This window comes from Methylophaga sp. UBA2496, from assembly GCF_002341635.1.
In the GTDB taxonomy this organism is placed as follows: Bacteria; Pseudomonadota; Gammaproteobacteria; order Nitrosococcales; family Methylophagaceae; genus Methylophaga.
On the sequence record NZ_DDOK01000003.1, the window covers coordinates 90,961 to 110,886 of the forward strand.

Consider the following 19,926-nt stretch of genomic DNA (forward strand, 5'->3'; position numbering starts at 1 on the left):
TCCGTGGCATTATTGTCTTTAAAACAGCTGACCGTCAGTTATGGTGGCCCAAATTTACTGGATAAAGTCGAGTTTCAGCTCGATAAGGGGGAACGGGTTTGCCTTGTTGGCCGCAATGGCGCCGGTAAATCCACATTAATGAAAGTCATTGCTGGCGAGATTACGCCGGATAGCGGTGAAATGGTTGGTTTGCAGGAGTTAAAAATTGCCCGACTGGAGCAGGAAGTTCCTGCTGGTACGGCGGGTAGTGTGTTTGATGTCGTCGCTGATGGACTCGGTGAAGTTGGGCCTTTGCTGGTGGAATATCACCATATTGTTCAGCAACTGCAACATGATAGTAGTGAACAAATACTCAACAAGCTGGAAAAAGCCCAGCATAAATTAGAAGCCGTTGATGGCTGGAGTCTCGAACAGCAGGTGGAAACGGTTATTTCCCGTTTATCGCTGGATGCCGATGTTGAGTTTTCCAGTTTATCCGGTGGTATGAAAAGACGGGTTCTTCTGGCTCAGGCACTGGTACGCCAACCGGATATCTTACTACTCGATGAGCCTACCAACCATCTGGATATCAGCTCTATCACCTGGCTAGAAGGTTTTCTGAAAAGTTACGGCGGCACCTTATTGTTTATTACCCATGACCGCAGTTTTTTACAGGCTTTGGCCACACGTATTGTGCAGTTAGATCGTGGGCAACTGGTGAGCTTTCCCGGTGACTACAAAAGCTTTTTGCAAAAACGGGAAGCCTTATTGTCTGCCGAAGCCGAGCAGAATGCCCAGTTTGATAAAAAGCTGGCCCAGGAAGAAGTGTGGATCCGTCAGGGAATCAAAGCCAGACGCACCCGTAATGAAGGTCGGGTGAGGGCGTTGGAAAAACTGCGTCGTGAACGCGGCCAACGTCGTGAAGTGCTTGGCAATGTGTCGATGCAAATCCAGGAAGGCGATCGGAGTGGCAAGCTGGTGGTCGAAGTTGAGAATATCAGTCAGGCATTTGATGGCCGGCAGTTATTTAAAGATTTCTCAACAGTGATTCAGCGCGGTGATCGCATTGGTATTATCGGACCCAATGGCTGTGGTAAAAGTACGTTACTGTCAATTCTGCTGGGACGGGCAGAACCCGAATCCGGAACAGTGCGTTTAGGCACCAATCTGCAGGTGGCCTATTTTGATCAATTACGTAGTCAACTTGATGAGGAAGCCAGTGTCGTTGACAACGTTGGGCAGGGTAGAGACTTTGTTGAAATCAATGGTAGCCGAAAACATGTGATTGGTTATCTGCAGGATTTCCTGTTTACGCCGGATCGGGCCAGAACCCCGGTAAAAGCGTTATCCGGTGGTGAGCGTAATCGGTTATTACTGGCCAAACTGTTTACCCAGCCCGCAAATTTACTGGTTTTGGATGAACCGACCAATGATCTGGATGCTGAAACCCTGGAATTGCTGGAGGATTTGTTACTGGGCTTTACCGGTACCATGCTGCTGGTCAGTCATGATCGCAGCTTTCTGAACAATGTGGTCACCAGCTGTATTGTGTTTGATGAAGATCAGCAAGTGCGTGAATATGTCGGTGGCTATGACGATTGGCTGGCACAACGCCAACAGTCCGTTAAGCAGGATAAACCGGCTGTCAGACTAGAGCCTGCTTCTCCAAAACCGGTTAAGAAAAAGGCGACATTAACCTATCAGCAACAACTGGATCTGAAAGCTTTGCCGTTAGAAATTGAAAAACTTGAACAAAAAATTGCAGCGTTAACCGAAAAAATGTCGGCAGCAGACTTTTATCAACAGGATGCTAAGAAAATTAAAGAAACTCAAAAGCAAATGGCCGATTTAGAGAAGCAGCTGGAAGCCGCTTTTGATAAATGGGAAAAGCTGGAGGCATTGCAAAACGCCTAGTCAGAAATTTACAGCTAGGGCTGTTTATCTTTCATCTCCGCCTCTGTTGTGAGCTGAAAAAGCGTCAATCAAGGCACGAGGAGCGCCTTTTAGTAATTCTAAATAAGTGACGAGTAACGCAGAGTGGCGCTTTTTCAGTCACAACCCGAAGGGCTGGGACTATTTTTGCGCCCGCCTGCGTTGTATGAAATACATCCCTGTATTTCACCGCTTCGCGGCCAGCTAAGCTGTTCAAATGAGTTCCAGACTCATTTGTCAATCACTTATGTAGTAAGGCTACACGGCGTGCTTTCCGCCTTGTCGGACACAAAAATAGCCGCCAGCAGTGGTGGATATGAAAGATAAACAAGCCCTAAAAAAAGCCGCTGCCTTGAGAGACAAGACAGCGGCTTTTTTAAGTTAAGAGTTATTCGTCTAATAATGCGTCACGATTGTCTTCACGGATACGTGGCAGAATCCACATTTCATACATGGATACTACCCACATAAAGGCAAAGGATAGTGCCATTGCACCACCACCAATCATTACAAACCAGGCAAAATTCGGATTCAGTTTGGTCAGCCACCATGCACTGATATCTATCAACAGAAAAATATAGGGCATTGAAATAACGAACACTTTTAACGGTTTTGGTACACCGGCGGCTAAACTGAAAATCAAGCCGACAAACATAAAGATAAATGCGATACCAAATAAGTGAATATGCGAAACGCGGGCAAGAGCCGTAATACTGGCACCAGTGTCCACCACCGCGCGTTCTTTTATTTGTTGGAAGTCAGAGTAATCCGGGACTGCACCACCGGCATCTGCGTTATGACAGATAATACATTTCGTTTCAAAAATCTGTTTAATACCATCATTTTCATACGCGTCTTCGGTGGCACCAGCGTGCACCCAGCTAATGATTTTTTCACGTTCATCATCAGTGGCCATGGATTTCATTGAACCGTGTAATTTATTTTCGAGCAGAGAGTTACTTCTATTACCGTAATAGCTGTAAACGATGTCATCAACGGATAGTCCATATTTTCCATCTGCAAGGCCATGAGTCAGCTGAATCTGTACGATTGCCATCAGATAACCCACAGCGACCACAACCAGATATCCGGTAAATAGTGCTTTTAATGATGTGCCTTGACTGGCGAGATTGAGGTTGTGATTTTTTGCCATGTTGTTTCCCTTATTTTTATTGTGTTTATTCTATTACATCACGCATTTTCTGAGTAGCCGAAAACTTTATTTACTGCCAAAAACCTGCTGCAGCAGTTCCGATGTTCGTGCCGCTGGATTGTTACGGATCTTCTGTTCTTCCTGCGCTATCATCACAAACAAACCATCCAGCGCCTGACCGGTGACATAGTCCGGCAGATCCAGATTCAGATCCTGTCCGACAACGGGGACCGAGCTTAGTTGATCGTCCAGTTGATTGTAATAGCGGGTAGCCCCAACCTCATTGAGCGATGTATCAATGATCGGTTCAAATAAACCGGCCAGCTTGCCACGGGTTTTATCTTCAAAAAAACGCGTAGCCGAGTCAGTCTCGCCATTAAGAATGTTACGGGCATCATCAATGGTCATGCTTTTAATGGCATCAATCATAATTGACGTTGCCTGTGGTGCAGCTTTTTCTGCAGCCCGATTAATACTTTGTTCAAAATCGTCTGCCATTTTATTCAGGCCCAGCTGACGCATTAAGCCAGCGGCTTGTTGTACACGCGGTGGTAAAGGGATACGGATTTGCGGGTTGTTCAGATAACCACCTTCTTTGCTGACATTTTCCACCGCCTTTCTGGTACCGGTTTCCAGTGCCTCTTTCAAGCCGTTCGCAATAGTATCAGCGCTTAAATCCGAACCTTGTGACGATTCAAGTGCTGTACTGCCTGATTTACTGAAGTCTTCCAGGAATTTTTTCCAGTCTGCATGGCTGGGGGAGGTTGCCAGTAACGAGAATAAAAAAACGATGGAGGTAAACGTTGCCGAAAATTTCATAATGTCATTCCTTTCATACCGAAGAGCTGCTGATCTTTCAGAGCCCAGTCCTTAGGAGTGGGATTGAAAAACACACAAACTGTAATTGCCTGTCGCTAATATGGAACTGCTATACGCATTCCTCGCGCATTGCGTGACGTTTTTCAATTCATAACAAAGGCAAAAAGATCATCAGACCTAAACTTTGATAGTGCCTGTATGACTCAATAAGCGTCAAGCCATCTTTTATGCCAGTTTTAGAATAACGAACAAAAAAAAGCCGGCTAAAAGTTTAACCGGCTTTTCATTTCTGTATCGGATCGTGTTATCAGCTAGGGACAACGTTTTCCGCTTGTGGACCTTTCTGACCTTGTGTCACTTCCATCGTGACAGATTGGCCTTCTTTCAGAGTTCTGAAACCATCTGATTTAATCGCGCTGTGATGTACAAAAACATCCGGACCATCGGCGCGTTCAATAAAACCGAATCCTTTTGCGTCATTGAACCATTTCACTGTACCTGTAACTTGCTCTGCCATATCAACCTCAATATCTTAAATCTTCTGCTAACTTAACTCCTAAGTCAGCTTACACTACCCCTTAAAAAGGGGTTAATCGCATTGTACGCCCAAAATTTAACAAAAAGTCACATTTATTTTGGAGTTTACAATTTTTTTTTAGGGTTAAAATTAGCTGTAAAAACGGCAAAAAAAACTGTAATTTATTGAAATATATGAATTTATAAGGATTTTATCGTTCTGGTTAACTGGCATTAATGAAAATGTAGATTGGCAAATTTCAAACTGCGTGCACAGTTAAAATGCGCGACTTCCCTCAAATTTCAGCTTAAACCGGTTTGAAATCAGCTGGCGTTTCAGAACCTTCTCCATAGAAAAACTTTTCCAGTTCGGTTTTTAAAAAAGCCTGGGATTTCGGATCTGCAAGAGATAAACGATATTCATTTATCAGCATAGTTTGATGTGCTATCCACATTTGCCAGGCTTCTTTAGAGACGGTCTCATAGATTTTTTTGCCCAGATCGCCGGGATAAGGTGGAAAGTCGAGTGCTTCTGCTTCTTTGTTGAGTTTTACACAATGCACGGTACGTGTCATAGCATCCTCTCGGTTGATGATAAGAATTCAATTAATTGTTTAACCGGGGCGGGTAAGCCCAGTGTTAACGCCTTGTCTATTTTAACCCAGATATGCTGATTATTCTCAGCAACTATATTAATGGGATCTGCAGTGAAAATATGGGGGTGGATCGTTAATTTGAAATGACTGAAAACATGCTTGATTTCAGGCATTGATGATTGAAAGACAGCATTTTTTACCGGCAGAATGTTATCTGCTACTTGAGCCGCGGCTTCAGGAAAGCTCCACAAACCACCCCAGATGCCACTTTGTGGACGTTGTTCCAGTAATATGTGGTTATCCTGATGAATGTATATATACCAATTAGTTTGACGTACAGGTTGCTGCTTTTTGGTTTTACGGACTGGGAATAATGTGGGGTCACCGGAAGCGTAGGCCTGGCAATCGGTTATTAGTGGACATCTTTGGCAGTCCGGGCGACTGCGAGTACACAGGGTTGCGCCTAAATCCATTTGTGCCTGAATGTAATTAGCAATTCGCGTTGAGGGTAATAACTCTTCTGCGCGTTGCCACATGGCTGTTTCAGCGTGTTTTTCTCCTGGCCAGATGTTGCTCGCATCATATCGTGCCAGTACCCGTTTTACATTACCGTCAAGAATCGGGAAACGCTGATGAAAAGCAAGTGCCATAATAGCCCCTGCTGTAGAACGCCCGATTCCCGGCAAATGTAACAATGACTGAAAATCCTCAGGCACCTGAGAATTATGCTGTTGTTGCATCTGAATGGCGGCTTTATGCAGGTTACGACCACGAGCATAATAACCCAGTCCTGACCAGAGACTCAGAACGTCATCGACATGTGCGTCAGCCAGGGCATCAATATGCGGGAATTTCTCAATAAAACGCTGATAATAGGGGATGACCGTAGCAACCTGAGTCTGCTGCAACATCACTTCCGAAAGCCAGATATGATAAGCCGAGGCATTTTGCTGCCACGGTAAATCCTTACGACCATGTTGGTCATACCACGCTAATAAACGGTCACTGAAAGTGCTTGAAGTCAAAATAGAATCAGGCCGTGTTCCGGAATGAGCACGGCCTTTAGTTTGTCATTGATTAGAATAAACCCTTGAGTTTTTCTTTCAGCAGGTCTTCTGTTGATGGTGAAGATTCCTTTTCAGGCGCTTCTTCGGATGTTTTTTCTTCTGTTGCTGATTCTTCAACGGGCTCTGAAGAGGCGTCAGATTTAGATTCAATACCGAGCTTACCACCAAGCAAACCGCCAAGCCCGTCGCCCAGCTTTTCCTTAAGTTTTTCTTCGGCTTTGGCTTTTACTTCACCAGTGGCCTGGTCTTTGATAACCGAGGCCATATCAACTTTTGGTCTTGGATTGTCAAAACTACCCGTAATTTTTACCGGAATGGTCAGACCTTTAAGATCTTCCAGTGTTTTGCCCCCCTGGCCTTCAGCAGTTCCCACGATCGAAACGCGAACCGCATAATCAATGACCTCTCTTGGAATATCAATATCGCCCGCACCAGTGACGCGTAACAATGGCGACATCAATTCAAGATCCTGATTATTAACAATACCTTGCTTTGCTGTAAATGTGCCTTTTAGACTGCTGAAATCAGTTTGTACCGGTTCATTAGACTCAGCAGCTTTCTGACCGGAAAGCAGTGCTTTAGCCTGACGAATGGCTTCAGCAATATTAATGCCTTTCAATGCGCCATCAGTAAAGGAAAATGCGCCGTTGCCATCCAGGCTTTGTTTAATGGCATCAACATCCTTACCACTGCCATTAAGCTTTACACTGGCATTGGCGGTTCCAGAAATACGATCATTACCGGTCAGATCTTTTAATAAAGGCCCAGCCTGCACACCTTGCAGGTTTTCATCTACAGCCAGTTTCAGGCTGTCTGCACGGGCATCCAGGCTGACATTACCCTGATACTTTCCCATATAGAGATCTGCCGCTAAAGGACTGAGTTTAATCAACCCGTCTTTGGCATCAATCGTAATGAGTATATTTTCGCTACTGATACCGCTGGCTTTAAGTTTGCCGATTTTGAAGCTGCCTTTGGCATTGATATCCCGCAATGTCTCTAATGGTAATTCACTTGCACCACCTGTGGCGGCAGTGGATGGTGTAGCAACTTCTTTGGCTGTATTTTCTTTGTCTTCTTTAGCCGGTGGTAAGTAGCGATCGGCATCAATCTGATCCAATGTCAGGTTAAATGTATAGGCCGGCTTTTCAAAATTACTGATACCAAATTGACCAGCAAATTGGCTTTGGTCAAGTGTCAGTTGTAAATCTTTGGCATTAATGGAATTTTTACTGCCGCTGATTTCACTGCTCAACTGAACCAGTTCCAGTGTGGTGTTATCTGCCATTTCCGGTAATTCAATTTTTAAATCGTTAGCTAATTTACGTAAATTGAACGGTTTGACCTGTACATTGCCATTAAAAGCCAGATCATCCGACAAAATCCTGTCGCCTTGCAACCGGCCACTCATTGTCAGATCGGCTAGTTTTATAACGAGGTCATTGGCTTGAAAGGTTTCATCTGCCAGATTGGCAATAATATTGCTGTTTACTTCCAGTTTGGCTTTGCCGCCTGGCAGTTTTTCATCTTCGATGTCTGCAGTGATCGCCAGATTAGTAATGCGATGCTGCTGGCTGCCCAGATTGGCTTCGATTAATCCATTAACACTGGCATTGATTTTTTGATCTGAACCGGTCGCCTGTAAATCCAATTTCAAATTATTGATTGTTACCAGTTCACTGGCCATATTTGCGTTAATATCGGCTTGAAGATCCAGATTAGCCTGTTGTAACGGCATAGCAGAGCTATTGGCTACCGTGTTGAATTTGAGTGATTCCAATGCATATATCTGGTTTTCTAAATCAACGATGACCTTGCTGTCGAGTTTGATATGGGCCTTGACTTCAGGCTTACTGCTGATAAGGTCAAACGATGTTGTTAAAGCGGTTGGTTGTCCGGGAACCAGAGGATCAGTATCAAGATTGAGATTACGCAGTTGAAAATTTTCATCTTTACTGGCGTCTGACCACAATACATTGGCATTAGTCAATTTAACCCCTGCGATACTGATTGCAGCCAGTCCACCCGAAGGTTCAGTTGAAGGACTTTCAGAAGTAGTGGCGGTCGCATCATCTGAGATCTCATCCGCCTTTGTCAGATCATCCCAGTTGGTCACACCTTGTTCATTTGTTTCCAGATTCAATAACAAACCATCCAGAACAATTGTGTCCATTTCCAGTTGCTTTTTCAATAAAGGCATCAGTTTAATACGAATTTCAGCCGCCTGGACGCTGGCGAATGATTCAGCCTTAAAGCCACTGGCATTACTAAGAGATAAAGGACCAAGCTCCAGTGCTATCCAGGGGAAGACAGATAAGCCTATATCTCCCTGTAAGGTCAATTTACGACCTGTGGCTTTTTCAACCTGTGCCGCAATTTCGTCTTTATAGTCATTAGGATCAATGATAAACGGAAGTGCTGCGAGAGCAGCGATAGCGATGATGATGATTGCGATAATCAGTTTGATAAAGGTGCGCATGCTTTGATCCTGTACTTAGATGGGTGTATTACAATGATGATAAGCCATTTGACGACGTTTATGAACCGGCTTTAATGATATAGGTGAAGCGTTCATAATCCAGTGTGGCCGAATAAACATCCTTGGTTTCCACGTTGAGAGGATCACCTTTGGCATTAAATACAGTTAACTGCCGTTTAGGGCTAAAGACACCTTTCTGGGTTATAAGTGCTGGAATTTGAGTATTTAATTGTAATGCAGGATATACAAGATTTCCGGACTTAGGCTGACAGGTCGCAATTTCCGGCGTACCGTCGATTAAGCTGAGACCAGCCTGGGCATTATTCTGCCAATCATTGCAAAACCAGCAAATGGTGGCCAGTTGCAGTGAGTTTTGCATTTTAAGCAAAACCAGTTCGTTTACATCAATATTATCGTTGCATTCGGTAATCAGCAGTAAGCTGCCATGTTCAGAGTTATTTAATACCATCGTTTTCATACTGGGTGAGGCTGCCCCATTCAGAAAGTTAACAATGGCTGCATACCCGTGAACCAGTTCAACAGAACCAGATTCGATTAACTGTTTTCTGGGAGACTGTCGTTGATAACTGGCTGCCAGTTGGGGCATAACCTGTCGAATCAGCAGTAAATCCAACCTGTTTTCCTGCTTATTTATTGGTATAAGTTTTTGCCCGAGAATGGTTAACACGTCCTGAGTCTGTAACATGCGGTTATCAGGTATCTGACGTATTAGTTGTGGTGTTTTTGACATGGCCTTCGGGGCTTGATCTGTCTCTGCTTCAATACAGAAAAAGCCGGTTAATAAAAAGGCATTCTCCAGAACTTGCTGTTGTGGCGGAATATCAGTAATCAAAACTTTATTAACCACTTCTGAAAGCATTGAATACAGGCGTATGACAGAATGTTTCGACAGGCTGTAGGGGTCGGCAATAACCGTTAACGCAATGAGCTTATATATATGTGCAAAGCTATCACTGCTGACCAGCGGCGATATTTCAGGTTTAAGATCCAGAGCTTTGGCTTTCTCAAGGTAAATTAACAGTTGATTTAACTGTAACCAGCAATCTTTCGGTGCGGTTCGATAATGAACAGTGGCATGCAAAATTTGTAAGGCAATTAGCTCACTGCCGCGGTTTAAACAAAACAGAAATCGGGTCTGATCGGCCGGACGTTCACCACGTTGATAGTGTTTGTCCGCCAAAGTGAAATATAACTCGGCCAGACAACGCAAAGTTTGGCTAAAGTTAGTCAGGTTTTTTGGTGTGGGTCTTTTCAGGCTGGACTCGGCAGCAATAATTTTACTGTCACGGCTTAATAAAAGTCGTTTAAGCTCGAGGTAATAAACATCGAGCAGGTTAATCTGCCGGCTTTCGGAAATATGCTGTTGTTTAATGGATTGTAAGTTGGCCAGCAGGATGGACAGTCGTTGCGGCAGATCATCTGTAAGCTGAGATAACCAGGTTTTCAACAGGACAGGATCGGTAATGATATCTCCGCGTTGCTCACTGCTCACCACCGAGGTCAGTAAATGCAGTTTAGGAAGATCTGCTGCAGGCTTCGCCTGTGTTCCCAGCAATTTGGTGCCCAGCCACATGCTGAATAATCGGGGATTGATTACTTTGGCAGGGGATTGCAGAAAATGAAAACCTTTAGCTGATAATTTAGTTGATTGGGCAAAATGTCTTTCAGCAAAAGCGAAGACAGAAAATAAATTACTACTGGTTAACGGTAATTTTATCTGCAGCAGATTTTTTTCATGATTGATTTTACGCCGGCTACAGTAAATATTAAGCAGGTTGATATCCCGATGTTGCCAGGCTTTTAAACCTTCGGCATTGTCGATATTGTAAAAATATAAAACGGCATGTCCTAATCGGCTGATTTGCCATTGGTAATTCAACGATGAATTGTACTGCGATAATAAGGCCTGCAGCTGTTGATGATCTGCATCTGTGAAGCCGAAGCATCGTATCCGCAGATTAGCCAATTTAACTTTGCTCCGCCTCTGAAGAAGGCTGCAGCTGACGAAGCCGAACCGTTCTGATGGCATTGTCTGCGGTTTGAATGACCTCGATAATATAATCGTTAATACGTAAACTTACCCCGGGATCAGGAATACTTTCCAGATATTCCAAAACCAGACCGTTGATGGTTTTGGGCCCATCCGTTGGCAGGCCCCAATCCAATGTTCGATTCAATTCGCGGATATTTGCCGAACCATTTATCAGATAACTTCCATCACTCTGAGGATGAATTTCTTTTTCATCATCAATGGTATTGGCGGTAAATTCACCGACAATTTCTCTGAAGATATCCTCCAGTGTGATCAAACCTAATAAGTCACCATATTCATCTACCACCAGACCGGTGCGGCGCAGTTTACGTTGAAACTGAATCAATTGGGTATTGAGAGGCGTGTCTTCTGGAACGAAATAAGCTTCTTTAACAATGCTCTCAAACGTTTGTAGATTCAGGTTGTCCTGAGTCATAAGATTCAGTGCTTTACGAACATGCAAAATGCCAACGATATTATCCATACTGTCACGATAGACGGGCAGTCTGGTATACCCGCAATGGGAAAGTTGTTTAACGATTTCAGCAAATGGCTGATTGATATCGATGCCTTCAATTTCATTACGCGGGACCATTACATCGTTTACCGTAACCTGCTCCAGATCCAGAATACTCATCAACATATCTTTATGGCGGTTTGGAATCATGCTGCCGGCTTCCATTAGAGCCACCCGCAATTCTTCTATGTTAATGGCTGTTGAGGTTGCATCTTCACGAGAAACACCAAACAAGCGCAGCAAACGATTGGTAATAATGCTGGTAAACCACACTAAAGGGTAAAGGATGAACAATAAAGGTTTTAATACAAAACTGGCAGGATAAGCCACGCGTTCGGGATGTAGGGCGGCAAGTGTTTTTGGCGTGACTTCAGCAAATAATAAAATCACTAAAGTTAAGGTGAATGTCGCCACGACGATACCGTTCTCGCCAAGTAGCTTGATCCCGATAACGGTGGCAATAGCCGAGGCAAAAATATTCACAAAATTATTGCCCAGCAGGATTAAACCGATCAAACGATCTGGTCTTGCCAAAAGACTGCTGGCAATCATTGCACCGCGATGACCCTGTTGGGCAAGATGTTTTAATCGATAACGGTTCAATGACATCAATGCCGTTTCAGAGCTGGAAAAAAACGCTGATAACACCAACAGGAAAAACAGAATGAGAAACAGCGCGATTAAGGAGGTATCTTCCAGCATCAGTTTAGCTTTGTATTAAGAATTCAAGGACTAATTTGCTACCAACATACGCCAGTAGTAAAAATCCAAAACCGGATAAGGTCCACTTTACGGCAGTCTGGCTACGCCAGCCATATTGATTGCGGCCCCATAACAAGGCTGCAAAAACCAGCCAGGCAATAATTGAGAATACGGTTTTATGTGCCACATGCTGAGCTATAAAATCGTTAACAAACACAAAGCCCGTAATCAGTCCCAATGTCAATAATGCAAAACCGGCATAGAGTAGTTGGAATAATGCCTTTTCCATTGTCTGGAGTGGGGGGAGCTTGCGAACCCAGCCGCCGGCATGCTTATGTCGTAACTGTTTTTCCTGAATGGCCAGAATAATCGATTGCATTGCGGCTAGTGCAAGCAGGGCATACGCTGTAAGTGATAGTAAAATATGCCATTCCAAAGCAGGATCACTGAGAGTTTGTTGGCTACCCGGTGCTTCGACCCTGAACATTAAACATAAAGCTACCAGTGGATATACTACAATTCCAGGATGCGCTATCTGAGAACGCAAACCCGTTAACATCGCGATAAATGCCATTAACCAGGCTGCAATAGATAACGTGCTCATCAGACTAAGATCCCAACCTTGGGCAAATTTCATGGTGAAATAAATATCTGCAGCATGGAATAACAGCGCTAATGTGGTCAATATGCCTATCGGTAAGGCAAGTTTATTCCCATTATGATCGCGTTTGACAAAGTCACGGATCAGAATAACGCTGCTACTTAAATACAGTAGGAAGGCTAATGCGTTGGCAATGGCCATGAGGGGAGATCCTTAAGTTCCAATAATGTTTATCCGGTTAAACGCTAAGCTTAAATCATAAACGATAAGCCGCTTCACCGGATATCATATCAGTTATAATGCCATACCTATCTACATAGTACTGATTTTCAGACACCAAACGATGCAGGATACATTATGTTTGACAGCCTAAGTGACAGACTCGCCGGTAGCCTCAAAAAACTGCGTGGACAGGGTCGAATCACCGAAGACAATATCAAAGAAACGCTGCGTGAAGTACGTATGGCTTTGCTTGAGGCCGACGTTGCATTGCCGGTTGTCCGCGATTTTATTGAAAAAGTAAAAGAACGGGCAATGGGACAGGATGTGATGCGCAGCCTTAGCCCAGGCCAGGTTTTCGTCAAGATTGTTAATGACGAACTGGTTGCCATAATGGGCGATGAAGACAACAGTCTTAATCTGAATAGTCAGCCGCCGGTGGTTATTCTGATGGCGGGTTTACAGGGTGCGGGTAAAACCACCAGTGTGGCAAAACTGGCCCGCTTTCTGAAAGAAAGACAAAAGAAATCCGTCATGGTGGCGAGTGCTGATGTTTATCGGCCAGCGGCGATAGAACAGTTAAAGACACTTGCAATTGATGTTGAAGCGAAATTTTTCCCCAGTGATGCCAGCCAGGATCCAGTGGCGATTGCACAAGCTGCCGTAGCACAGGCAAAACTTGAATATGTTGATGTAGTGATTATTGATACAGCAGGTCGTCTGCATATTGATGATGACATGATGAGCGAAATCAAACATATTCATGCGGCAATTAATCCAACAGAAACATTGTTTACGGTTGATAGTATGACCGGCCAGGATGCTGCCAATACTGCCAAGGTATTCAACGAGGCTTTACCGTTGACCGGTGTGATTTTGACCAAAACGGATGGTGATGCTCGTGGTGGTGCGGCTTTATCTATTCGTCATATTACCGGTAAACCCATTAAATTCATGGGTGTGGGTGAAAAGACAACAGCTTTGGAAGTCTTCCATCCTGATCGTGTGGTTTCCCGAATTTTGGGAATGGGCGATGTTCTCTCTTTAGTCGAAGAAGCACAACGGAAAATTGATGCGGGTTCAGCTGAAAAACTGGCCAACAAACTTAAAAAAGGCAAGGGCTTTGATCTTGAGGATTTTCGCGATCAATTGCAGCAAATGAGCAAAATGGGCGGGCTTACTTCATTAATGGATAAATTGCCCGGCATGGGGCAAATTCCTGATGCTGTTAAAAACCAGGCCAATGATAAAGAGCTGGTTAAAATGGAAGCGATGATTAATTCGATGACGCCTAAAGAGCGACGTCGCCCTGAATTAATAAAAGGCTCGAGAAAAAAACGCATCGCAGCAGGCTCTGGCACACAGATTCAGGATGTAAATCGCTTACTGAAACAGTTCTCTCAAATGCAAAAAATGATGAAAAAAATGGGGCAGAAAGGTGGTATGGCAAAAATGATGCGCGGCCTTGGTGGAAAACTGCCAATGGGCGGTGGTGGCATGCCATTTTAAGGTAATCGTATTTACAGCTTTGCAAAGCTGCGATAAGTGCGTAAAATAACTCTATTTTTCCATCCAGATTTCCAACGGGTAGGTTTATGGTAACAATTAGAATGACACGCGGTGGCGCTAAAAAGCGTCCTTTCTACGGCATTGTCGTAACAGATTCACGTAGCAAACGTGATGGCCGTTATATCGAGCGTCTGGGCTTTTACAATCCAATCGCTAAAGGCCAGGAAGAAGAGTTACGCATTGATTTAGAACGCGTCAAACATTGGATCAGCCAGGGTGCACAAACATCGGAACGTGTTGCTCAGCTGATCAAGCAAGCACAAAAAGCTGCTTAATTTCTACCCGGGAGGCTCGTGATGGCTGATGCCAGCGAATTTATCCCGGTAGGGAAGATATCAGGAGTTTTTGGCGTTAAGGGCTGGGTAAAAGTATTTTCTTTTACCGATCCTCGCGACAATATCCTTGAATACAAACCGCTTTATGTGCATCGCCATGGTGATTGGGTTCCAATCGAAGTGAATGGCGGACAGTTACAAGGTAAAGCGGTTGTCATGAGCCTGGAAAAGGTTACTGACCGCAATCAGGCCATGACGTTAATCGGTTCAGAGTTGGCGATTAAAAGGTCGCAATTACTCGAAACTGATGTAGATGAATTTTACTGGGCTGACCTGGTTGGCCTGACAGTGATTAACACTGAAAATGAAGTTCTGGGAATAGTTGATCACCTGTTAGAAACAGGTGCCAATGATGTTCTGGTCGTAAATGGAAAAGATGCGGATACGCAATATCTGATTCCATTTGTTTTGGAAAGAACCGTATTGCAGGTTGATCTGGAAAACAAACTGATTCAGGTTGATTGGCAAGCCGACTATCTTTGAATAATGAAATGCAGCTATCTGTAATTTCTTTGTTTCCGGAGATGTTTGCTGCGGTAACAGAATATGGCGTAACCGGGCGGGCGGTAAAACAGGGCAGACTTAGTCTTAATTACCTAAACCCGAGAGAGTTTACAGCTGATAAACATCAGACTGTGGATGACCGACCTTACGGAGGCGGCCCCGGTATGGTTATGAAAGTAAGTCCGCTGCTGGATGCGATTAAAACGGCAAAACAGCAGCTTGGTGATAAGGTAAAAGTCATTTATCTATCACCGCAGGGACAAAAGCTGAATCAGCATGCGTTAGGCCAAATGGCGAAACGTAAATCAATGATTCTGCTGGCTGGTCGTTACGAAGGTATCGATGAGCGATTGGTAGAACAGGAAATTGATGAGGAGTGGTCGATTGGTGACTATGTCCTCAGTGGTGGTGAACTGGCAGCCATGGTGATGATTGATGGTATTGCCCGTTTGTTACCTGGTGTGTTGGGTGATGCCGAATCTGCTGAGCAGGATTCGTTTATGAGTGGTCTGTTGGATCATCCGCATTACACCCGCCCTGAAACGTTAAATGGCCAGACAGTGCCAGCCGTACTGTTAGGTGGAAATCATGAGGCAATACGTCAGTGGCGTCTCAAACAGTCCTTAGGACGAACATGGTTACGGCGACCTGATTTGTTGGAAATGATAACTTTAACAACAGAGCAGGCTGCTTTATTGGAAGAATTTATTGCCGAGCGCGGGCAGGATTAGTTGGGAGCAAACAATGAGTAACATTATCGATCAGCTGAACGCTGAACAATTGAGAACCGATATTCCGGATTTTTCTGCCGGTGACACGGTTGTTGTTAAAGTTCGTATAAAAGAAGGTGAGCGTGAGCGTGAACAGGCTTTTGAAGGCATCGTTATCGCAAAACGTAACCGTGGTTTGCATTCAGCTTTCACTGTTCGCAAAATCTCTAACGGTGTTGGTGTTGAACGTGTTTTTCAAGCACACAGCCCAACCATTGCCAGTGTAGAGTTGAAACGTCGTGGTGATGTTCGCCGTGCGAAACTTTACTACTTGCGTGACCTGACTGGTAAAGCGGCACGCATCAAAGAAAAATTGTAAGTCCGACGGGTCGTTTGATCCGTTGCATATAGAAAAAGGGACAAAGTTGATTTCAGCTTTGTCCCTTTTTTGTGCCTTGAAGTTGCTATTATGCGATATGGTCTAACTGATGCAGCCCCATGACAAAGCCAAGTGATATACAACTGAGTCATCTACAAAGCTTTATTGATTCGCTGTGGCTGGAATCCGGGTTAAGTGATAATACGGTAACCGCTTATCAACATGATTTAGTGGCGTTTGCCAGCTGGTTACAACCATTTGATGTGACATTAACCAATGCAGAGCGTGAACATATTCAGCGTTATCTGCAGCAACGAATGCGGGATGGAAAAAAGGTGCGCAGTGATGCGCGTTTATTATCTAGTCTTCGCCGTTATTATCGTTATTTATGTCGTGAAGGGATCCGTGATTCGGATCCTACAGCAATGTTGGAATCTCCGCGATTGGGTAAATCCTTGCCAGGCAGTTTATCTGAAGCAGATGTTATCAACTTGTTAACTCAGCCTGATACGGAAACCGCTTTGGGCATGCGTGACAGAACCATGCTCGAGGTGTTGTATGCCACCGGGTTACGTGTTTCAGAATTAGTGGCATTAACCTTTGAACAATTGAATATGCGACAGGGCCTGATCCGCTGTATTGGTAAAGGCAATAAAGAAAGATTGGTTCCATTAGGTGAAACGGCATTGGACTGGTTGCAATTGTATTTGCTTGAAAGCCGACCTCAGTTACTGCAAGGCCAGGTCACAGATGACCTATTTCCAACCCGTCGCGGGCAATCAATGACCCGTCAGGCATTCTGGTACATTATCAAACGCTACGCCAAATTGGCAGATATCGATAAACCGCTGTCGCCACATACTTTGCGTCATGCCTTTGCCACGCATTTGTTAAATCATGGTGCAGATTTAAGAGTCGTTCAACTTCTGCTGGGTCATTCAGACTTATCAACAACACAAATCTATACCCATGTTGCCAAAGCCAGATTGCAGCAAATGCATAATCAACATCATCCGCGAGGTTGAGTTTCCGCTGCTATGTAAGCTGATGTTAAACTGCCGGGTTAAAATTTAATTAGATTGGGAGAAGCCATAATGCCCTCATTTGATATTGTTTCTGAAGTCGATAAGCATGAACTGACCAATGCGGTGGATCAAGCAAACCGTGAACTGGATAACCGCTTTGATTTTCGAGGAACCGAAGCCAAAGTCGAGCAGTCAGACAAAGCGCTGACCATGTTTGCCAACAGTGATTTTCAATTAGATCAGTTGCTCGATATTCTCAGAATGAAACTGGTGAAACGTGGTATTGATATCAGTTGCCTTGAACTTAAGGATCCGGTTGGCTATGGCAAGATGCGTAAACAGGATGTGCTGGTGCGTGAAGGCATCGAAAAAGACTTATCGCGAACCATCGTTAAACTGATAAAAGAGAGCAAAATTAAAGTTCAGGCAGCAGTCCAAGGGGACAGCGTCAGAGTGACTGGCAAAAAACGTGATGATCTGCAACAGGTCATGGCGTTGTTGAAAAACCATGATTCAATTGATATGCCACTGCAATTCAATAATTTTCGAGATTAAGAGAACCACACGAATGAAAATAAGCCGACTGGTATGGTTACCATTATTGTTATGCATGAGCCTTGTTCATGCTGATGATATGACAAAACTCAAAGCCGAACTAAAAAAACAATTACCCGAAATGGAATTGCAGTCATTGTCTCCTGTTGGCGAGTCAGGATTATATGAAGCCATTATCGATGATCGAATTTATTATTTTACCGCGGATGGAAAATACTTAGTACAAGGTGATTTATTGTCGCTCGAATCACGTGAAAACATTACCGAAACCCGTCGGATTGAAGTGAAAAAAGGGTTGTTGGACAAATTAAATGAGGATGATCTGATTGTCTTCGCGGCTAAAAAACCTGTCTATACCGTAACCGTCTTTACCGATATTGATTGTGGATACTGTCGCGAGTTGCATCGTCAGATCAAAGACTATAACAATTTGGGTATTACCGTTCGGTATATGGCTTATCCTCGTGCCGGCGCAGAATCGGAGTCGGCGAATAAATTAATCGAAGTCTGGTGTGCCAAAGACCCTCAGAAAGCAATGACGGATGCCAAAGCCCAGCGTGAAGTGAAAAAAACCTCTTTATGTGAAAACAATCCGGTTGCCGAGCAGTTTGAAATTGGCGGAAAGCTAGGTGTTCGTGGAACGCCAGCTATTTTTCTGGAAGATGGTCAAATGTTACCAGGGTATGTGCTACCAGAAAAATTACGTGAAATTCTGGATGAATATCTTGGTTCAAGTTAACAGGAGATGGGTTTCACCCTGAGGTAAACGCGTATCTACCAGACGTATTTTTTCAGCAGTGATTTCGACATAACTGGGGGCAGGCTGCCAATCACCTAATACAATTCGATAGTTTGAAATATTTCGTACAGGCTCAAGCGGTTGGATAGCCGGTCGATGAGTATGACCATGCAGCAATAAATTAACGTGATATTGCTTCATAACCTGTCGGACAGCAGCTGGATTGACATCCATGATCTGAGCTTGTTTATATTGTTTTTGCTGCTTGCTTTTGGCTTTGATTTTATCGGAAATACGTTGCCGTATGGTCAGCGGCATCGCCAGAAACAGCTTTTGTAACCATCGCTTACGGACGACTTTGCGATATCGCTGATAACTCACATCATCGGTGCACAAACTATCTCCGTGCATTAATAATATAGAATGCCCGTAAAGACTTACCACGACAGGATCATCCAATAAAATTCCGCCAACCAGTCGGGCAAATCCTTCCCCAAGCATAAAATCACGATTACCCTGCATCAGGTAAATTTTGCTGCCATTTTGCTGTTGATTTTGTAACGCTTGAATAAACGGCTCAAATTCAGCCGGGATTAAATCATCACCAAGCCAAGTGTTGAATATATCACCCAAAATATAAAACGCATCCACAGCAGATTGCTTTGCAACAAACTCAGTGGCCAGCCGGATTAACTCCGGCTGGTCAGGACTAAGATGTAAATCTGAAATAAACAGGGTTTTCATTTGATGGATGTGTTGAATTAATCGACCATAATCGCTTTTTCAATCACTACTGCATCAGCCGGTACATCCTGATGACCTCCACGCATAGTGGTTTTTACTTTGCGAATCGCATCAACCACATCCATACCTTCGATGACTTCACCAAAAACCGCATATCCCCAATCCTGCATGGTTTTGCCACGATAGTTCAAAAAGTCATTATCTTTAGTATTGATAAAAAACTGTGCCGTTGCAGAATGCGGATCGCCTGTCCGCGCCATCGCGACAGTGCCTTTTGTATTGCTCAAGCCGTTATCTGCTTCATTCTGAATTGGCGCTTCAGTTGTTTTCTGTTTGAATGATTCATCAAACCCGCCGCCTTGAATCATAAAGTTTTCAATGACGCGATGAAAAATGGTGCCATCGTAAAAGCCTGATTCAACATATTGAATAAAGTTTTTAACCGTTTCAGGCGCTTTTTCAGCATTCAGCGCGATAACAATATCGCCATGATTGGTGGTGAGCTTTACTTTTGGTTGTGCGCTACCGCCTTCGGCTTGAGCTGCCAGCGAAAACGAAGCAAAAAACAGGGGGGCCAGATGGCGATAGAGTAATTTCATGGTAGCTTGTCCAAAAATTGCAAAAAACTATCATGATAGAGCATCAATGCCATTCAGGTGAAGACAATTAAAAACCTTTTTCAGAGGCAACATAACGAAACAGCACTGTTACCCGACGCCGCTGACAGCGTATA

General features: G+C 44.1%; 20 protein-coding genes. 9 read left to right on the top strand and 11 right to left on the bottom strand.

Translation table 11 applies throughout. The features are described 5' to 3' along the window. Nucleotides 1–3 precede the first annotated feature (3 nt). Complete coding sequence (locus B2W60_RS01225) at nucleotides 4–1,893, top strand: ATP-binding cassette ATPase Uup (protein ID WP_292361912.1); 1,890 nt, start codon at nucleotides 4–6, stop codon at nucleotides 1,891–1,893. 406 nt (nucleotides 1,894–2,299) lie between these two features. Here B2W60_RS01225 and B2W60_RS01230 read toward each other — a convergent pair whose 3' ends face one another. From B2W60_RS01230 to B2W60_RS01270, 9 genes are all read right to left on the bottom strand, one after another. Then, the gene (locus B2W60_RS01230) at nucleotides 2,300–3,064 is read right to left on the bottom strand and encodes an elongation factor-1 alpha (RefSeq protein ID WP_292361447.1); all 765 of its coding nucleotides are present in this window, start codon (nucleotides 3,062–3,064) and stop codon (nucleotides 2,300–2,302) included. 66 nt (nucleotides 3,065–3,130) lie between these two features. Next, nucleotides 3,131–3,883, bottom strand: a complete 753-nt coding sequence (locus B2W60_RS01235; RefSeq protein ID WP_292361448.1) for a DUF4197 domain-containing protein — start codon at nucleotides 3,881–3,883, stop codon at nucleotides 3,131–3,133. 307 nt (nucleotides 3,884–4,190) lie between these two features. Then, the gene (locus B2W60_RS01240; RefSeq protein ID WP_069295769.1) at nucleotides 4,191–4,400 is read right to left on the bottom strand and encodes a cold-shock protein; all 210 of its coding nucleotides are present in this window, start codon (nucleotides 4,398–4,400) and stop codon (nucleotides 4,191–4,193) included. A 307-nt stretch (nucleotides 4,401–4,707) separates the two neighbouring features. Beyond that, nucleotides 4,708–4,974 (bottom strand): oxidative damage protection protein, encoded by a 267-nt coding sequence (locus B2W60_RS01245; RefSeq protein ID WP_292361449.1) that lies wholly within the window; start codon nucleotides 4,972–4,974, stop codon nucleotides 4,708–4,710. Beyond that, nucleotides 4,971–6,020, bottom strand: coding sequence for an A/G-specific adenine glycosylase (gene mutY, locus B2W60_RS01250; RefSeq protein WP_339612300.1), 1,050 nt, complete (start codon nucleotides 6,018–6,020; stop codon nucleotides 4,971–4,973). The genes B2W60_RS01245 and mutY overlap by 4 nt, the downstream gene beginning before the upstream one ends. A 52-nt stretch (nucleotides 6,021–6,072) precedes the next feature. Further along, complete coding sequence (locus tag B2W60_RS01255) at nucleotides 6,073–8,541, bottom strand: AsmA family protein (protein ID WP_292361450.1); 2,469 nt, start codon at nucleotides 8,539–8,541, stop codon at nucleotides 6,073–6,075. Nucleotides 8,542–8,599: 58 nt separating this feature from the next. Continuing rightward, on the bottom strand, nucleotides 8,600–10,528 hold the full coding sequence (locus tag B2W60_RS01260; RefSeq protein ID WP_292361451.1) for a hypothetical protein: 1,929 nt from the start codon (nucleotides 10,526–10,528) through the stop codon (nucleotides 8,600–8,602). Nucleotide 10,529: 1 nt separating this feature from the next. After that, nucleotides 10,530–11,813, bottom strand: a complete 1,284-nt coding sequence (locus B2W60_RS01265) for an HlyC/CorC family transporter (protein ID WP_292361452.1) — start codon at nucleotides 11,811–11,813, stop codon at nucleotides 10,530–10,532. 4 nt (nucleotides 11,814–11,817) lie between these two features. Continuing rightward, on the bottom strand, nucleotides 11,818–12,615 hold the full coding sequence (locus B2W60_RS01270) for a cytochrome C assembly family protein (RefSeq protein WP_292361453.1): 798 nt from the start codon (nucleotides 12,613–12,615) through the stop codon (nucleotides 11,818–11,820). 156 nt (nucleotides 12,616–12,771) lie between these two features. Here B2W60_RS01270 and ffh point away from each other — a divergent pair, with 156 nt between their 5' ends. From ffh to B2W60_RS01310, 8 genes are all read left to right on the top strand, one after another. Next, nucleotides 12,772–14,142 carry a signal recognition particle protein gene (ffh, locus tag B2W60_RS01275; protein WP_292361454.1) on the top strand — a complete coding sequence of 457 codons (1,371 nt, stop codon included), beginning with the start codon at nucleotides 12,772–12,774 and terminating at the stop codon, nucleotides 14,140–14,142. Between the two features lie 86 nt (nucleotides 14,143–14,228). Further along, on the top strand, nucleotides 14,229–14,477 hold the full coding sequence (gene rpsP, locus B2W60_RS01280; RefSeq protein WP_226071152.1) for a 30S ribosomal protein S16: 249 nt from the start codon (nucleotides 14,229–14,231) through the stop codon (nucleotides 14,475–14,477). A 21-nt stretch (nucleotides 14,478–14,498) separates the two neighbouring features. Continuing rightward, a complete protein-coding gene (gene rimM, locus B2W60_RS01285; protein ID WP_292361455.1) occupies nucleotides 14,499–15,020 on the top strand; it encodes a ribosome maturation factor RimM in 522 nt (173 codons plus the stop codon). An 8-nt stretch (nucleotides 15,021–15,028) separates the two neighbouring features. After that, on the top strand, nucleotides 15,029–15,772 hold the full coding sequence (trmD, locus tag B2W60_RS01290; RefSeq protein WP_292361456.1) for a tRNA (guanosine(37)-N1)-methyltransferase TrmD: 744 nt from the start codon (nucleotides 15,029–15,031) through the stop codon (nucleotides 15,770–15,772). Between the two features lie 13 nt (nucleotides 15,773–15,785). After that, the gene (gene rplS, locus B2W60_RS01295; RefSeq protein WP_292361457.1) at nucleotides 15,786–16,130 is read left to right on the top strand and encodes a 50S ribosomal protein L19; all 345 of its coding nucleotides are present in this window, start codon (nucleotides 15,786–15,788) and stop codon (nucleotides 16,128–16,130) included. Nucleotides 16,131–16,249: 119 nt separating this feature from the next. Next, the gene (gene xerD, locus B2W60_RS01300; protein ID WP_292361458.1) at nucleotides 16,250–17,155 is read left to right on the top strand and encodes a site-specific tyrosine recombinase XerD; all 906 of its coding nucleotides are present in this window, start codon (nucleotides 16,250–16,252) and stop codon (nucleotides 17,153–17,155) included. A 69-nt stretch (nucleotides 17,156–17,224) separates the two neighbouring features. Further along, nucleotides 17,225–17,710, top strand: coding sequence for a YajQ family cyclic di-GMP-binding protein (locus B2W60_RS01305; protein WP_292361459.1), 486 nt, complete (start codon nucleotides 17,225–17,227; stop codon nucleotides 17,708–17,710). A gap of 13 nt (nucleotides 17,711–17,723) precedes the next feature. Next, entirely contained in the window at nucleotides 17,724–18,449 is a 726-nt protein-coding gene (locus B2W60_RS01310; protein ID WP_292361460.1) for a thioredoxin fold domain-containing protein, read from the top strand. Here the strand turns inward: B2W60_RS01310 and B2W60_RS01315 are convergent. Both B2W60_RS01315 and B2W60_RS01320 read right to left on the bottom strand, forming a co-directional pair. Then, nucleotides 18,441–19,193, bottom strand: a complete 753-nt coding sequence (locus B2W60_RS01315; RefSeq protein ID WP_292361461.1) for a UDP-2,3-diacylglucosamine diphosphatase — start codon at nucleotides 19,191–19,193, stop codon at nucleotides 18,441–18,443. The genes B2W60_RS01310 and B2W60_RS01315 overlap by 9 nt on opposite strands. 17 nt (nucleotides 19,194–19,210) lie before the next feature. Then, the gene (locus tag B2W60_RS01320; protein WP_292361462.1) at nucleotides 19,211–19,792 is read right to left on the bottom strand and encodes a peptidylprolyl isomerase; all 582 of its coding nucleotides are present in this window, start codon (nucleotides 19,790–19,792) and stop codon (nucleotides 19,211–19,213) included. Between the last annotated feature and the right edge of the window lie 134 nt (nucleotides 19,793–19,926).

What these genes read in the sequence shown, in the direction of transcription:
- B2W60_RS01230 (WP_292361447.1), bottom strand. Translation starts at nt 3,064, where the DNA reads ATGGCAAAAAATCACAACCTCAATCTCGCCAGTCAAGGCACATCATTA.
- B2W60_RS01235 (WP_292361448.1), bottom strand. Translation starts at nt 3,883, where the DNA reads ATGAAATTTTCGGCAACGTTTACCTCCATCGTTTTTTTATTCTCGTTA.
- B2W60_RS01240 (WP_069295769.1), bottom strand. Translation starts at nt 4,400, where the DNA reads ATGGCAGAGCAAGTTACAGGTACAGTGAAATGGTTCAATGACGCAAAA.
- B2W60_RS01245 (WP_292361449.1), bottom strand. Translation starts at nt 4,974, where the DNA reads ATGACACGTACCGTGCATTGTGTAAAACTCAACAAAGAAGCAGAAGCA.
- B2W60_RS01255 (WP_292361450.1), bottom strand. Translation starts at nt 8,541, where the DNA reads ATGCGCACCTTTATCAAACTGATTATCGCAATCATCATCATCGCTATC.
- B2W60_RS01265 (WP_292361452.1), bottom strand. Translation starts at nt 11,813, where the DNA reads ATGCTGGAAGATACCTCCTTAATCGCGCTGTTTCTCATTCTGTTTTTC.
- B2W60_RS01270 (WP_292361453.1), bottom strand. Translation starts at nt 12,615, where the DNA reads ATGGCCATTGCCAACGCATTAGCCTTCCTACTGTATTTAAGTAGCAGC.
- ffh (WP_292361454.1), top strand. Translation starts at nt 12,772, where the DNA reads ATGTTTGACAGCCTAAGTGACAGACTCGCCGGTAGCCTCAAAAAACTG.
- rpsP (WP_226071152.1), top strand. Translation starts at nt 14,229, where the DNA reads ATGGTAACAATTAGAATGACACGCGGTGGCGCTAAAAAGCGTCCTTTC.
- rimM (WP_292361455.1), top strand. Translation starts at nt 14,499, where the DNA reads ATGGCTGATGCCAGCGAATTTATCCCGGTAGGGAAGATATCAGGAGTT.
- trmD (WP_292361456.1), top strand. Translation starts at nt 15,029, where the DNA reads ATGCAGCTATCTGTAATTTCTTTGTTTCCGGAGATGTTTGCTGCGGTA.
- rplS (WP_292361457.1), top strand. Translation starts at nt 15,786, where the DNA reads ATGAGTAACATTATCGATCAGCTGAACGCTGAACAATTGAGAACCGAT.
- xerD (WP_292361458.1), top strand. Translation starts at nt 16,250, where the DNA reads ATGACAAAGCCAAGTGATATACAACTGAGTCATCTACAAAGCTTTATT.
- B2W60_RS01305 (WP_292361459.1), top strand. Translation starts at nt 17,225, where the DNA reads ATGCCCTCATTTGATATTGTTTCTGAAGTCGATAAGCATGAACTGACC.
- B2W60_RS01310 (WP_292361460.1), top strand. Translation starts at nt 17,724, where the DNA reads ATGAAAATAAGCCGACTGGTATGGTTACCATTATTGTTATGCATGAGC.
- B2W60_RS01315 (WP_292361461.1), bottom strand. Translation starts at nt 19,193, where the DNA reads ATGAAAACCCTGTTTATTTCAGATTTACATCTTAGTCCTGACCAGCCG.
- B2W60_RS01320 (WP_292361462.1), bottom strand. Translation starts at nt 19,792, where the DNA reads ATGAAATTACTCTATCGCCATCTGGCCCCCCTGTTTTTTGCTTCGTTT.